The 14,115-nt window shown below is 71.7% G+C and carries 12 protein-coding genes; 5 read left to right on the forward strand and 7 right to left on the reverse strand.

The annotated features are described in order from the left end of the window. Positions 1-40: 40 nt before the first annotated feature. Positions 41-625 carry a Ku protein gene (locus RMT89_RS38575; protein WP_315888432.1) on the reverse strand — a complete coding sequence of 195 codons (585 nt, stop codon included), beginning with the start codon at positions 623-625 and terminating at the stop codon, positions 41-43. 199 nt (positions 626-824) lie between these two features. Here RMT89_RS38575 and RMT89_RS38580 point away from each other — a divergent pair, with 199 nt between their 5' ends. Beyond that, entirely contained in the window at positions 825-1,433 is a 609-nt protein-coding gene (locus tag RMT89_RS38580; RefSeq protein WP_007503748.1) for a hypothetical protein, read from the forward strand. A gap of 235 nt (positions 1,434-1,668) precedes the next feature. Continuing rightward, a complete protein-coding gene (locus RMT89_RS38585; protein ID WP_078509060.1) occupies positions 1,669-1,995 on the forward strand; it encodes a hypothetical protein in 327 nt (108 codons plus the stop codon). Between the two features lie 306 nt (positions 1,996-2,301). Here RMT89_RS38585 and istB read toward each other — a convergent pair whose 3' ends face one another. The 4 genes from istB to RMT89_RS38605 form a co-directional block, all read right to left on the reverse strand. Beyond that, positions 2,302-3,093 (reverse strand): IS21-like element helper ATPase IstB, encoded by a 792-nt coding sequence (gene istB / locus RMT89_RS38590; protein WP_007503750.1) that lies wholly within the window; start codon positions 3,091-3,093, stop codon positions 2,302-2,304. Next, positions 3,093-4,622, reverse strand: coding sequence for an IS21 family transposase (gene istA, locus RMT89_RS38595; protein ID WP_007503751.1), 1,530 nt, complete (start codon positions 4,620-4,622; stop codon positions 3,093-3,095). Before istA ends, istB begins: the two co-directional genes overlap by 1 nt. A 136-nt stretch (positions 4,623-4,758) precedes the next feature. Next, the gene (locus tag RMT89_RS38600; protein ID WP_007503753.1) at positions 4,759-5,490 is read right to left on the reverse strand and encodes a phosphotransferase family protein; all 732 of its coding nucleotides are present in this window, start codon (positions 5,488-5,490) and stop codon (positions 4,759-4,761) included. Between the two features lie 318 nt (positions 5,491-5,808). Then, positions 5,809-6,549 carry a hypothetical protein gene (locus tag RMT89_RS38605; RefSeq protein ID WP_139063644.1) on the reverse strand — a complete coding sequence of 247 codons (741 nt, stop codon included), beginning with the start codon at positions 6,547-6,549 and terminating at the stop codon, positions 5,809-5,811. 1,133 nt (positions 6,550-7,682) lie between these two features. Here RMT89_RS38605 and RMT89_RS38610 point away from each other — a divergent pair. Beyond that, positions 7,683-8,837, forward strand: coding sequence for a DnaB-like helicase C-terminal domain-containing protein (locus tag RMT89_RS38610; RefSeq protein ID WP_315888433.1), 1,155 nt, complete (start codon positions 7,683-7,685; stop codon positions 8,835-8,837). A 289-nt stretch (positions 8,838-9,126) separates the two neighbouring features. Here RMT89_RS38610 and RMT89_RS38615 read toward each other — a convergent pair whose 3' ends face one another. Then, positions 9,127-10,221 (reverse strand): helix-turn-helix domain-containing protein, encoded by a 1,095-nt coding sequence (locus RMT89_RS38615; RefSeq protein ID WP_007500522.1) that lies wholly within the window; start codon positions 10,219-10,221, stop codon positions 9,127-9,129. 9 nt (positions 10,222-10,230) lie between these two features. Then, entirely contained in the window at positions 10,231-10,554 is a 324-nt protein-coding gene (locus tag RMT89_RS38620) for a hypothetical protein (protein ID WP_007500524.1), read from the reverse strand. A 1,034-nt stretch (positions 10,555-11,588) separates the two neighbouring features. On the opposite strand from RMT89_RS38620, the gene RMT89_RS38625 reads away from it, so the two are divergent. Then, complete coding sequence (locus tag RMT89_RS38625; protein WP_007500525.1) at positions 11,589-13,556, forward strand: hypothetical protein; 1,968 nt, start codon at positions 11,589-11,591, stop codon at positions 13,554-13,556. After that, positions 13,556-13,969, forward strand: coding sequence for a hypothetical protein (locus tag RMT89_RS38630; RefSeq protein ID WP_007500527.1), 414 nt, complete (start codon positions 13,556-13,558; stop codon positions 13,967-13,969). Before RMT89_RS38625 ends, RMT89_RS38630 begins: the two co-directional genes overlap by 1 nt. The last annotated feature ends 146 nt before the right edge of the window (positions 13,970-14,115 follow it).

A 14,115-nucleotide genomic window follows, 5' to 3' on the forward strand; every position in this document is an offset into this window, starting at 1 on the left:
ACACCGACACCCCTCCCGCCGTCACGGCCCACCAGCGGATTCAACCGATACCGCTACGTGCGGAGGATGGGTCTAGCTCGCGGTCGGTGACCGGGAGCGTGGGCGCAGGGCCCGGCTCACGGATCTCGTCCGGCCAAAAGACGGTGTGAACCGTCAGCACCCCGGACCGGGGTCGAAGCACAGCCAGCCGCTCGCGTGAACTGATGGCGGTCTTGGCGATCCCCACCAGCCCGGTCCGGGCCAGCGCGGCAACGAGGACCTCGTAGGGCCGCTCGGCGGCCGCGCCCGCGGGGCGGGCGTAGTAGGCGCGCTGGTAGGAGATGGGGTCGATGGTGTCGCCGGGGACGAACCCGAGTACCTCTATGACGTGCCGGGTCGGCAGCGGCAGCCGCTCCAGGGTGGCATCGTCCAGCACAGCCATCGTGCCGTCCGGCGCCTCCACGCCGCGTGCCACGTCCGCATAGGCGACCTCCTGGCCGTCCAGCTCACACACCCTGCGGTGTCGGATACGCCCTCCGCAGCGCCGGTGCACCTCATGCAGGCGGATGCGGTGGTCTTCCGTGGCGGGCGCGACTAGAACGGGCACGGAGACCAGGCCGAACGACACGGACATCGTGGTCGCCATGTCTCCATGGGACCGCTGACCTGCGGCTGACGCATGTCAAGCCATCACGGGCCACGATGTCGGCGGCGTGTGCCATCATGACGCCAACTCTTCCCCGCCGACGCGGGGGTATCGCCCCTGGACACGGCGTGCCAGGGAGCTGGGCTCCGCACATGCGGAGGTGACCGCAGCAGACACCCCCATGCCCAGGGAGAGAACCATGGACCACCCCCTCGCCCGCGTCCTCGACCGCATCGACCCCGACGCCCGGTACCGCGCGCCCGACCTCTCCGAACTCCTCGGTCTGGCCCGGTCGTCGACGAACACCCTGATCCTCAGCGGCTGGTTCCCGGGAGCGGAGTGGGAACGCGTGCCCGGCGCCGACGGCCGTCAGCGGGTGTGGACCGGCGCGGCCCTCATCGCGGCCGCCGACACCGACCCGCCCGCCCTCGACCACAGCCGCTACGCCCCGTCGACGCTGTGGCGCCTCGGCTGCGGGTGCGATGACTGCCTGGCCTGGCACAACGCCGACTCCCGGGAGCGTCGTCGTGCGCTGGCCGATGCGGCGTTCCCGGAGCAGCGGCGTCGGCAGGTCCTCGAACTGGTCTCGGCCGGAGACGTCGACAGCATCGAGGAGGCCGCTGCTCGGGCGGAGGTGTCGCCGGGGCGGGTGTTCGGGCTCGCCCGCCGTGACGAGGGCTTCCGGGCCGCGCTCGACGAGGCCGCGGTCGCGCTGTGCGTCGGCGGAGACCTGTGCGGCCGCCCTCGCGGCTACCGGACCGGCTGCCGTGGGACCGCATGCCGACGCGCGCACCGCCCTCTTGCGTGAACCGGTTGCGGGCTGTGTCGTCCTCTGTGGCGTCTGGTTCTGGACTGTGGTGCGGCTGAGTGGCGCGCCGGGTGCGCATCAGTCCGGCTCGGTGGTGTGTCTGACGACAGCGGTACGTTGCGGTCTGTCACCTGCCGGTCCGGGTGGTGGTCAGTGCTGGTCGAGGGATTGTTCACGAGTTCCGATGGCACGGGCCTGGCCTGCGGGAGAGGCTCCGGCGAGCGACCCTGAAGGCGTGGCCCGCATTCGTTACTGCGACTCCTGCGGGGCTCGGCTGCCGAGGAGCGCGTCGGCCAGGCGCCGGTACTGCGATGACGTCTGCCGGGCCCGGTGGTACCGGGAGCAGCGCAGGACAGACCGGTCGTGGGGGCTCGCGATGATGCTCGCCGACGCGGAATGGAACGGCGACACCGGCATCATCCGGTTGCTGACCTGCCCGGAGTGCGGCCAGATCACCTTCGCCGGCGGCCACCGCCGCCAGGACACGGTGTACTGCTCCGGCCGCTGCCGGTCGAGAGCGTGGCGCCGTCGCGCGGCCCGTCGAGCGAGGCGGCGAGCGTGACGTGCAGCCGTCACACAATCGAGTCGTACTGGCCGGTATGACGGCTCGACGTCTGCCGTGACTGCCGGGACCGCCTCCTCGACTGTCCTGTGACACCGATTCCTTGACCGCGTGCCATCGACCTTTGATGAACGCGGGTTGTGTCATCGAAGTTGATTGCGCAGGTCGAAGGATCGTCAGAGCGCCGGATTGTTGTCAATGGCCTTGAAGTTCTCCCCGTAGGCGGCCAGGAGTTGTCCCCGCTGGCGGCCATCTGGGCTTCCCCAACGGCGGCCAGTTATCTCCCCGCCGTGGGTGGTGTCGTGGTCAGCTGAAGGGCTTGACGCCCTGGCCGGAGGTGGCCTGGGCGAGCCGGAAACTGTCACCCTGGGTGACGACGATGTGGGCATGGTGCATGAGCCGGTCGACGGTGGCCGTGGCCAGGGTCTTGGGCATGATCTCGTCGAAGCCGGAGGGGTGCAGGTTGCTGCTGACCGCGAGCGCGCGTCGTTCGTAGGCGGCGTCGACCAGCCGGTAGAAGCCCTCGGCAGCCTCGGGGCTGACCGGGAGGAGGCCGATGTCGTCGACGATGATCAAGTCGGAGCGGATGATCCGGGCCAGAGCGCGGGCGATGGAGTCGTCGGCGCGGTGGCGGCGGACGAGGGCGCCGAGGTCCTCGATGGTGAACCAGGCGACCGTCATCCCGGCCTCGACCGCGGCCTGGCCCAGGGCCTCGGTGAAGTGGCTCTTCCCGGTGCCGGAGGGTCCGCAGACACAAAGGCTCTCGCGGCGGCGGACCCATTCGAGGGTCTTGAGCGCGTCCTGGGTGGCGCGCGGGATCGAGGACGCCTGTTCGTCCCAGTCGCCGAAGGTCTTCCCGGCGGGGAAGCCGGCGCGCTTGCGGCGGGTGTGCAGGTTGGCGCGGTCGCGACCGGCGGCCTCCTCGGCCAGCAGGACGCGCACGACCTCGGCGGGGTCCCAGCGTTGGGCCTTCGCGGTGGGGATCACGTCGGCGAGTGTGCGGCGGAGGTGAGGGAGTTTCAGGCGGCGGGTCAGCTCGATCGCCTCGGCCAGCGGGTCGCCGGTGGAGCCGTGGACCTGGCGGAGCGGGGTGGCCATCAGATGCGGTCCTCTTCTTCGGTGCTGGATATAGGGGTCGCGGTAGTACCGAAGCCGGCCCAGGCGGAGGTGCCGGGCTGCAGGCTGTGGGTCTCACTCGCGCGGGTCGGCTCGGCGGTGTCGCGGCCGGCCTGGTAGTCGAGGATGGACAGCAGGTCCTTCTCGGCGAAGCGGCCGGTGACCGCGGCGGTGCCCAGAGCGCGGTCAACTGCCTCCGGGGAGTAGAGCTTTGACAAGGTGACGGCCTCGGCCATCTTGGCCTTGACGCGGCGGGTGCCGGCGGTGGCGGCCTCGATGAGCCAGCTTGCGGCGCCGGGGCCGATCATCAAGAACGCGGCCTCGGCGGCGCTGGTGGCCTTCGGGGTGCGGTCGCCGTCCTTGTCCTCGCGCTGGGGGTAGTGCTCGGTGGCGATGACCGGGCTGCCCGGGGTTCCGCGTGGGTGGCGGGCGGCCTCGGTGGCGGTGCCGTCCGTGCCGACGGCGGTGACGACGAGCTCGTCGCCGTGGAACCGGGCCCAGACCCGGGTGTCGATCAGCTCGTGCGGGACCGAGTAGCGCACCGCCTCCACCGAGATGGTGGCGTCCCAGTTGACCCGGCGGGTGGTGCCGAACGCGACGGTGAACGGCTGCCTGGGCAACGGGTGCAGCCGCTGACGCTCCTCGGCGAGCATCTCGGCCGGAGTGCGGCGGGTCGCGCGGTGCACCCGCGCGTTGACCTCGGTGCAGAACTCGCGGCAGGCGGACTCCAGTTGGGCGAACGTGCGGTATTCCTCCAGGAGGTTGACGTCCTTGGGGACCAGGTCGGCCTTGGCGATGCGGACGGTCGCTTCCGAGCCGCCCTTGGTCTCCGGGTCGGCGGGCAGGCAGGTGCGGATGGTCGTGCCGTAGTGCCGGGCGACCTCGACGATCTCGGGGTTGCGGACCGCGATCCCGGCGATGTGGTCGGTGGTGACCGTCTTCTCGTTGTCGGTCAGCACGAACGCGGGGATCCCGCCGATCCTGCGGAACGTGGCGTCCAGGCACGCGGTCACGGTGGGCAGGGTCTTGTCCCAGATCGGGATGACGACCCGGAACCGGGACCAGGCCAGCCACGCGCACCACAGCGTGGTCTTCCGGCCGCCGATCACCGGGCCGTCGCCGTAGTCATACTGCAGCCACAGCCCCGGCTCGGTGACCCAGGGCCGGTAGACCCTGCGCCGCCCGGCCAGGTACTGGGCCTTTGCCTCGGCCACGGTGCGGCGGGTGGTGCGCTCCCCGCCGGTGAAGCCCATCGCGGTGATGCGCTTGTGGACCACGTCCGCGCGGATCTTGCCGCCGGAGCGGACCACCAGCTCCTCGATCTTGGGGAGGTAGGCGTCGATCGCGCGGTCCCGGTGCCGGCGGGCCTCGGGGGCCTGCCCGGCCGCCCGCATCTTCACATAGCGGGCAACGGTGTGGTGGTCGCACCCGGCCAGCTCGGCCGCCGCGCGGTAACTGCCCGTGAGGTCGTATGCCTCCAGGATGTCCATGATCTCCCTGCTGTTCTTCACCCGCCCGACTCTCGCCGACCGGGATCTGGATCTTGTGAGCGGGGAGATATCTGGCCGTCCGCGGGGAAACCGCTGGCCATCAGTGGGGCCGTAAATGGCCGCCTATGGGGAGTTTTCCACGGCCGCCGTCAGATTGTCAGTCCAAAGCTGCGTCGAAGGTCGTGCGGTTGGCCGAGGTGTAGGCGTACTCCCGCTCGGACCACCGGATTCGCCCGGCGATCTCGTGGTCGTCGGCGACGTGCGGGGACGGGCGCGCGAGGTGGCTGCGCCACCACTGGGCGTTGCGGGTCTGGCGGTCGAGCGCGGCATCGATGAGGCAGGAGCGGGAAGTGGCGTCGAGCCCGTACGCGTCGGCAAGGATGCGTACCTGTGCGGCCTGGACGGTAGCGGGCGGAGCGTCAGGCTTGGAGGAGATGCACCAGGTCCACGCCATGTAGCCGAGATCTTCGAGGGGGTCGCCGGGGGCGGCGGTGTCGAAGTCGATGAAGGCGGCCGGGACGTCGTCTGCGAAGACCGTGTTGTTCGGCCCCGGGTCGTGGTGGCAGACCACGGGATGGTCACCGGTCAGGCGGCTGGTGCGGGTGGCATCGTGGAAGGCTCGGAGCAGGGAGCCAGCAGCGGCCACCTGGGGGTCGGTCCAGCGCTGAAAGCGGGCGGGCACCCAGCCGGGGAGGTAGCTGAGGATCTCGCGGCCTGCCGTGTCGAACCCGAGGTGACACGGAGCGCCGGTGAAGCCCTGCCGCCGGAGGTCACCGAGCAGCTCGGCAACGAACGAGGACGACGCGGTGGCCGGCCGCCGGACGGTGCGGCCGACCCTGACCACGCCGGGGGTAATGCGTCCGCCGGACAACGGCACTTCGTTCTCCATTGCTACATCCTGCATGCCTGGTCGTGCACCGAGCGCTCAGCCGACTCTGCGCGCAGGCCATCGGTCAAAGTTTCGTGGCAAACGGTCAAGGTTCGGCGTCACAGGAAATCGACGCCGTCGCCCAGGACGCGGATGCCACAGCCGACCTCGAGAACTGGGCTTGCGTGATCATGGGGGAGACGTACGGCGAGGTCCCCGACGCGGTCCTCGAAGACGACGACAAGGCCGACGTCTTTGAGGAGCCCTTCCGTCTCTGGCCCGCGTCTACCAGGACCAGTTCATGGCCGGCACCGACTACAAGGGATGCCGTTCGTCCGGCTACGCCGCTGCCCCACGCAGGCGCGGGCGGTCGTTGCGGTTGCCGCCGGTGTAGTACCGCTCTCGGAGGTGGCCAGCGGGCGGATGGTTGAGGTAGTCGGCCCGGTAGCAGCCATCGGGATGGGGGCATTCGTACACGGCTCCGCTGCAGTACTGGCAGAGCACTCCGCGGATGAGCTCGGTGTAGCGGTCGTACTCGAGGTCTTGTCCCAGGCTCTCGCCGCACGCGTGGCACATGCGTCCGGCCGCGTCGATGTACCGCGACCGCTTGCGGCTTTTCCAGTTGCTGCGCACGGGGGAGCGGTAGGGGTCCCAATCTCCGTCCTCGGATCGGACCGGGCACCGCAGGCCTGGAGGGACGTGCTGGGGGTGCTGATGCTCACTGGTCAGCCGCACGTCCCAGACTGGGCGGGCATCTCTGAAGGCGAACCAGGGTTCGTGGCGTATCGCCGTGCCGTCCAGCGGTTCCAGCGCGCTGCTGTGCGGGGCCGGTTCGGGCCGGTAACGGCCAGAGCAGATCATCACGGCGCCCAGCTGCAGGTGCCACAGGCCGTCGCCTCCGAGTATCGCCAGTGTCGGCAGGTGCCCGCGTTGCTCGGGCGGACGTGCGCAGGAGGCCCCGTATGCATCCAGTCGCGCGTGCAGTTGCGCTTCGAGGGCTTCGCGGCCCTGGTTGGGGCGGGCGAGCAGGTCGAGCTGCCGGTGTAGGGGCAGCGCGTCGAGAACGGGAGTCGAGGACATGCCGCCAGGCTGCGGCCAATCGCCTGTGGATAGATTTCTTCGGCCTCGCCCTCCCGCGTCCCGGGGCGCGCTCGCCGAACTCCCGTCCGGCCCGGGGGCCCTGCGGTCCCCGGGCCGGACGGATGACAGGTTGTGCCGGCGGCAGGCCCAGCCCGAGGAGCGTGAACGGGAGCTTCGCACAGTGGAGTTGCAGGAGGTCCATCCCGACCGTCGCTCGATCCAGGCTTCCGGCTCGGTCTCGACGGCCGATGCCGCTGATGATTCGGCCCTCCGGTGGCTGCACCCCGCCTGTCCGGCACCCGCGATGAGATCCACCACCCCGACCGCCAACGACCGGTAGGACGCGGGGGTCGTGTGCCCCCGGGGCCGTAACCTCGCGGATGTGGAGTGCTGGGAACCCGATGCCACCGGAACTGTCATCGAGTGGAGTGACTGATGGACTACCGATTCGTCCTCTTCGGCGTGTCTGGTCTCGTCGGCGTCGCTATGGCGAGTTGGGGGCTACTCCGGTTCGTCCTGCTGCGTTCGGCGCATAGCCGGCATCTCGTCCCCGGCGCACCGGCGCTTCCCCAGAGCCTCGTGGTTGGGCTTGTTCTGGCGGTGGCGTCATTGGGCGTCACCTGGATTGGTGGCATGTGGCCGTGAGTGGCTGGAGTGCCGGCGGTTGCCTGGGAGTCTCGCTGCGGCCGCCGCGGCAGTGGTGGACAGCTCGACGCCGGCGGTGAGTCCGCCGGTGTCCTCTTGACGGCTCCTGGTCACAAGCCCGAATCCGTCTTGGAACCCTGGCGGGTGCGTTGGACCCGCGCCCGCCGGCACGTCGGTCCGGCATCGCCTTGGTGCTGGACTACGCGCATGCCCACCACCGCTCGGGCGCCGGGCTGGGCTCGCTGTTCGTCGTACGTCCTGGGTCCGCGGGCACCGGGTGCTGGCGGATGTCCCCGCGCTCTGGTGTCTCGGCGGAACCCGGCGGCCTGGTCGCATGGTTGGCCCGTCGCCTTGTGTCCCTTGGCCGGGGAGTTTGCCCGCCGGTCGTTGATGGGGGAGCGGGCCGTGCTGCGGCGTTGTGCAGGGTAGTGGCGGCGGGTGGTCTTGGCGGTGGTTGTGCGGTGGGTTTCACGCGGGTAGGTGAGGTGTTGCCCGGGCCGGCGCCCGGCAGTCTCGCCGAGGCGGCCGCGTCACTGCTGGGTGCGCGGGCGCCGGTGTCGACGTTGGTGCGGGTCCTGGACGAGGCTCTCGGCGGTGGTCTGCACCCGGGCCGGCTGTACCTGGTCACCGTCTCCGGCCCGGCGGGCGGTGAGGGACGGCCGGGCGCCGGCGGGGGACTGCTGGCCGGCGGGGCGGTGCGGGCGGCGCTGTTCCGGGACGCGGGCGCCGTCCTGTACGCGGCTTTCGGGCCCTCCGCGCGGGACATCGCCGCGCGGGTGATGGCCGGCGAGCTGAGGGTCGGCTACCGGGCGCTGCGCGAGGGGCGGCTGAAGAGGGCGGACCGGGCCGCGGTGGCCGAGCTGAGCGCCGGGCCGGAGGCCGCGCGGCTGCTGATCGAGGACCGGCCTGGGACCGGGGCCGGCGAGCTCGCGCGTCTGGCCGGGGGCCTGGAGGGGCTGCGCCTGGTCGTCGTCGACGGGCTTGAGGCGCTGCCGGGCCTGCGCGGGCCGGCGCACGCCGCGGGGGCCTTCGACGGGCCGGGGCGGGAGCTGCGGCGTCTGGCCCGGGACCTCGATGTGCCGGTGCTCGCGGTGGCCGGGGCCGGCGACGGTGAAGGCCTGCGCGCCGTCCTCGCCCCGGACGTCGTGGTCGCCCTGGCCTTCGCCGCGGACGACGCCGGCTACAACGCCGGTTACAGCGCCCGGCGGGACCGGGCGCGGGTGACCGAGTGCGATCTCGGCCTGCAGACCGAGGTGGAGGTCCGTACCGACCTGGCGCGGGCCCGGCTGATCGGGCCGGAGTTCGACGTGCACGGGGTGTTCGGCTCCGATGAGGGCCGCCTGGTCGTGGACGGACTGACGGACGCGGCCCAAGGCGTGCTGGAGGCGCCCGAAGGCCTGCCCGAGATCCTGGTCAAGAGGCTGGGTCAGTTGTGCAGGGGCATGCCCAAGGAGTTCTCCGGGCTGGAGTTCGGGGACCTGCCGGACGAGGCACAGCAGGCGGTCCTTGAGGAATGGACGGCCCGGCCCTCGCTGCCGGACACGGACGAGGGGCGCCGCCTGGGCGTGGCCCTCGATGCGTTCTACGCCCATGCCGTCGCGCACGGCTACGACCCGGAGGCCGAGATCCCCCGCGAGGCCTGAGCGCGTCCCCGCACCGCCCGGCGGTAGACGGCCGGTGCTGCTCCGCCGACGCACCCAGCGCCCGGGGCCAGCGGCCCCGGCCCCCTCCTGGACTACTGATCCTCTGCGGACCCGCGGGGCCTTCATCCCCGCGCGGCCCCAGGCAGGGGGCACGTCCCACCGCCGGCCAACGGCCGGCCGCGCTGGTCGACGTGCTGCTCCGTACCCGCTCCGCCCGCTGCTGCGCCCCGCCGTCATGAGGCAACTTCCCTGCTCCGTGAGGTGGCCGGCCTGCTGCTCGCGGTGGTGGTCAGGCGGCGGGCGCGGGTGGCGGCGGTACGGGGGCGGGGGCCGCCGGCAGTTCAGGGGGAGGGCCGTCGGGTCGGGCAAAGCCCATGCCGTGGGTGAGGAGGTTGGTGGCGGTGATCCAGTCGGGTGGGGTGGTGCCGTTGCGGTGTGCTTCCTGGATGGCCGACCGGGACATGACGGCGAGGGCGTCCGCGAACACCTGGACGCCCGCGGTCGCGGCGGCGGGGGCGTTGCGGACGGCGGGGGCCGCGGCGAGGGCTTCGACGGCTGGTCGGATGCCGGCGGCGAGCCGGTCGACGTCGTAGCGGGCGCCGTGTGCGGCGAGGGCTTCGACGGCTGGTCTGATGCCTGCGGCGAGCCGGTTGACGTCGTAGCGGGCGTGGTAGGCGGTGAGGGCTTCGAGGACTGGTCTGATGCCTGCGGCGAGCCGGTCGAAGTCGTAGTGGGCGCCGGTGTCCGGTCCGCCGTGGGCGAGGGGGAGCGGGTGGGTGCGGCGGATCAGTTGCGTGAGCTGCCTGCGCGGGGGTGCGGGGCGGGTGCTGCGTTGGGAGGTGACGTGGTGGTAGGCGTCGAGGTACGGGCGCTGTGCGGCCGGAGGGATGCCGCACACGGTGAGGAACGTGATCAGCTGCTGGCGACTGGAGGGCAGGGCCTGGCGGTTGACGATCCGCGACGCGGTGGCGAGCGGCACCCGTGCCCGGCCCGGCCGGTCGAAGTCGCGCAGGGGCGGGGCGCCGGCCCTTTCGTACGCCGCGGCCAGGACGAGGCTGAAGTCGCGCGCGTCGCGGACGAGGTGGGGGGCCGGCGCCTTGAGGCCGGGGAGCTTGCCGCGCTGGGCGGTGCGGCCGAGGGCGTGCAGGCGGCGGGCCTTGTCCTGGTCGGCCGGGCCGGCGCCGCAGGCGCGGAGGTAGGCGTTGAGGACGGCCGCGGTGGGCGGGGCGGTGCCGGACTCGGCGCGCTGGACGGCGCCGCGGGAGATGTTGGCGTCGTCGGCCAGGGCGCGCTGGGTCAGCCGGGCGGCGCCGCGCAGAGCTCTCAGGTGCCCGGCGAGACGGGCGAAGTGGCGGTCCGGGACGGTGGCGGGGCAACGGATCATGTCCGGCGCCTACTTGCCCGCGCCGGAGCGTACGGCGGCCTCGACGAGGACGCTCATCAGGCGGCGGCCGCCGCCGGCGGCGGTGAGGGTGGCCGCGCCGATCGCGCCGCAGCCGCCCAGGAGGGCGAAGACGGTCTCCAGCTCGGTGCCGGCGAGGAACAGGCCGGTGCCGAGCCCGAGGACGGCGATCAGCAGGATCAGCGCGTGGGTGGGCCCGAACCGCCCGGCGGCGCCGTCCGGTTCACCGCCGCCTGCCGGCTCCGGTGCCTTAGGGGCGGTGGGTGCGCAGGTGCAGGCCGGGGCGGGCCCGGCCGGGTGCGAGGGAAGGCTCATGGTGCGCAGGACTCCTCCTGACGGGGGCCGCCGACGGCATGCCGGGGCTACTGGTCGCAAAGTGACGCAGCTCAGAGGCAGTTGGCCCTGCCGTTAGTCGGGCTGCGCGGCACACAGCCTTCCACGCCCCGGTATCCCGCCGCCCCGCCCCGGTGCGTCTTTTGTCCGGTGTGCGGCTTGCTGGACCCGCCGGTGTTCCCCGTCCCGCCGTGAAATCCGCCGACCGGCCGGCCCGCCAAAACCGGCCCGGCGACGACGGGTTGCGCGCCCGCTGCCCTCCTGGCGGCCCACCGTTTGTTCCGGCCGACTTGCGGCCTAGGCCGTATCAGCAAGACGGTGGTTCCAGCACGACACCGGCGGCGAGGCTGCCGGTGTCCTCCTGACGGCGCCTGGTCGCAAGCCCGAACCGCTTCAGGACTCCTGGCAGGCGCGTTGGCCCGCGCCCGCCGCCACGTCAGGCCGGCACCGCCCTTGGTGCCGGCCTGACGTGTTGGAGGCCGTCGTACAACTGCTCGACCGGCTGGCTGCGGGCGTGGGCCCGTCGCAACTCGAATCCCTGGGCCGGGTGAAGCGCGGGTCCGCGGCATTCGCGTTCACAGATGCCGCACCTCGGCGGTGCGGCCCGTCGCGGTGGCCCGGCCGGACCCGGTAGGCCCCCCAACCACCCCTGACGGGCCGTCGGGCGAGATCATGCAGGTCACGGCCAGCCGGATCGGAAGGCCCGTCAACTTGTGTGCTGCGCCTGCTCGGATGGCGGTACGCTCGTGGAATCGCCGCCGCCGAGGGCGGCCTGTTGCGCAGCCGGTGGACACCGCGGTATCCACCGGCAAGACCTGAGTACGCCGCCTGTACGTCACGGGGCGGGTACCCGGATCCGCCTGCGGGTCACCGAAGCGACGCCGGGTCAGCCCCGTGACGGACCGCGGTCCTCACCGAGCGGGCACGGGTGCGTTGCGCTTCGATGGCGCTCTGCTCGCGTACGCCGGTCACCGGCCGCGAGCCCGCCTCGCGCCGGCCCATTCGATTGAGGCCCTGTGAGCACCATCGACATCACCGACGAGCACGACGACATCGACGGCATCGAGGTCATCGACATCCGCTCCGGCGACCGCTCGACGCCGTTCGAGCACCGCGTCGAGCCGGTCAGCAAGACCACCAAGGCGATCAAGTTCCTCGAAAAGGACCACCCCGACGTCCAGATCTCCCCTGCCGCGGTGCGCCGGATCGCGTTCGGAGCGGTCGAGCCCGGACTCCTCGAAGGCGCCCGCCTGGAGCGCCACCGCGTCGAGACTGGCTGGCTGAGCATCATCACCTACCGCGCGTACACACTGATGCTGTCTCCTGCGATTGAGAACGACCGGCTCCTGGACGAGGCCCACTACGCGGCCGACCCGGATACCAGCGACAGCCAGCGGGTCCTGGCCATGCCCACGGCGCACGACACCGACGCCGCCCTCGTCTACGCCGACGCCATGGACGACCTCCTCGCCGCTATCGACCGGGCGTCCAAGGGGGTGAGGAAGAACAACCCGCAGGAAGTCGGCCGGCGCATCGTGGAGCGGCCCCTGACGGCCGTCCCTGTCACCTTCCTCAACCCCGGACGCCACCCCGACGACGACCTGAGCATCGTCGACGGCAATAGCCGCTGGGCGTCCTGCACCGCCGGCATCACGGTCCCGTCCAGCTCGATCCGCCCTACCAACGCCAAGGACCCCGACAGTCTGCTTCCGTCCCACCTCATGCGGCTTCCCCTCGCCGAGCGGCGCGATCTCGTCCGGGAGATCGTCAAGAACGCCCACCGCGACATCAACGCCGCCACCGGCACGAGCAGGGCCGCCCGTGCCAAGCGCGACCAGGCCGCCAGGCTCCTCAACGCGATGACCGTCCCGGTGCAGGTCATCGTCGGCTACACCGACGACAACCCGTCCATGGGCATGGGACGCTTCCCCGTCGCGGTCCGCTCGCTGCTGATGCGCATGAACGTCGGGGTGAAGTCGTTCGAGCCGTCCTCGCAGAACGGCGTCACCGCCGAGGAGATCGTCACCGCCCTGTTCGACGCCGGCGAGCTCGGTGACAACGCCCAGGCCGTGCGGGCCGTCCTCCTCGGCCGCGCCGATGTCACCGACGCCATGAAGTCCCTCGGCCTCAACCCCGCCTTCCGCGACCTGCGGTTCACGTACGTCGTCCAGCAGCTCACCCGCAAGGAGCCCCGGCTGAACGCGATCATGGCCTCAAAGCTCGACAAGCGCCGCCTCCAGGTCACCCACCGCAGCGGCCCGATCGTCGAACTCGGCCTGCGCTCCTACTCCAGCCTCCCCAAGGAGAAGCTGGCGCCCGTACGCACCGCGCTGGACACCGGCTGCCTGTGGCAGGCCCTCACCGACCACGAGTGGACCGTCGAGAACATCGACAACGACCAGGCCGTGGACGACCTCCTCGGCCGCGCCGACATCGGCGACATCCCCGCCCGGCTGCTCCTCGGCGTGCTCGCCATGGTCACCCTCGTCACCAGTGGCTACCTCCTCGCCCCTGGCGGCTCCGCCGAGCAAATCGTGGGCAACATCAAGGTCATGCGCGCTGGCGTCGGCACGGTCATCAAGACCGTCCTCGACACGAAGGAGGGCCGACAGGTCCTCGCCGACGCGATCAAGCGGATCCGGGCCGGGCTGCCCCCGCGATGGTGGGCCGACGGCCACCTCGTCGAGCGCGAAAAGTGGAAGGGCAGCGACTTCAACGCCCACCTGCGCCTCGCTGCCAACCACGGATTCGACCGCGAGGGCTACCAGAACGACCCCACCGCCACCGAACTCGAGGACAAGGCCCTCACGACCTTCCAGAAGTCCCTCACCGAGGCCGCCACCGACCTCGACGACCTGATCGCCCTGCGCAAGGAGAACGGCACCGACACCAAACTCCCCTGGATCGCCGTGGAGCCGTCCGTCAAGCAGCTCCGCTACATGGGCAGCGACCTCGGCGGCATCTCCGAGGCCGAGCCGCGCTGATGACCGACACCACCTGGACCGGCGTCGTTGCCGTCACCGACGACCGGTACGCCATGCTCGCCCGGCTCGCCGGCCAGTGGATCGTCGAACCGCAGCCCGAGCCGATCCCCATCGGCGAGGACTCCGGGTACGAGGACAAGGCCATCTACATCGCGGTCAACCGCAACGGCAACGCCTGCTACTGCGGAAAGACCCGCCCCACCCGGGCCCTGAACCGGGGGGCCGCCGCGACCAGGCTCAGCCAGCACATCAACCGCAGCACGTCGAAGCGGGACGAGTGGGTTGAGTACTGGGTGATCCCGCTCCGTGACGCCACCCCAGACCATGTCGTCTCCGCCCTGGAAAAAACCGTGGCAGCCCGCCTCGGCATCCCGCTCGTGCACCGGACGCGCATCCCGCGCCGACGCACCTGACCCCGGCCGGCCGAAACCAAAGCCGGCACCGCAAACACAGGAGGGGCCCCGCATCGACCGCACGGTGCCGGGTCCCGGAAGGGACCCGCGGGGCCTTCATCCCCGCGCGGCCTCCGGTTGGGGGCACCGCCCCCACCGCCGGCCAG

Origin of the sequence: Streptomyces sp. P17 (assembly GCF_032436805.1) — a bacterium.
GTDB lineage: Bacteria > Actinomycetota > Actinomycetes > Streptomycetales > Streptomycetaceae > Streptomyces.

Coding starts and splice junctions, on each gene's coding strand:
- RMT89_RS38575 (WP_315888432.1), bottom strand. CDS start 625: ATGGCGACCACGATGTCCGTGTCGTTCGGCCTGGTCTCCGTGCCCGTT.
- RMT89_RS38580 (WP_007503748.1), top strand. CDS start 825: ATGGACCACCCCCTCGCCCGCGTCCTCGACCGCATCGACCCCGACGCC.
- istB (WP_007503750.1), bottom strand. CDS start 3,093: ATGGCCACCCCGCTCCGCCAGGTCCACGGCTCCACCGGCGACCCGCTG.
- RMT89_RS38600 (WP_007503753.1), bottom strand. CDS start 5,490: ATGGAGAACGAAGTGCCGTTGTCCGGCGGACGCATTACCCCCGGCGTG.
- RMT89_RS38605 (WP_139063644.1), bottom strand. CDS start 6,549: ATGTCCTCGACTCCCGTTCTCGACGCGCTGCCCCTACACCGGCAGCTC.
- RMT89_RS38615 (WP_007500522.1), bottom strand. CDS start 10,221: ATGATCCGTTGCCCCGCCACCGTCCCGGACCGCCACTTCGCCCGTCTC.
- RMT89_RS38620 (WP_007500524.1), bottom strand. CDS start 10,554: ATGAGCCTTCCCTCGCACCCGGCCGGGCCCGCCCCGGCCTGCACCTGC.
- RMT89_RS38630 (WP_007500527.1), top strand. CDS start 13,556: ATGACCGACACCACCTGGACCGGCGTCGTTGCCGTCACCGACGACCGG.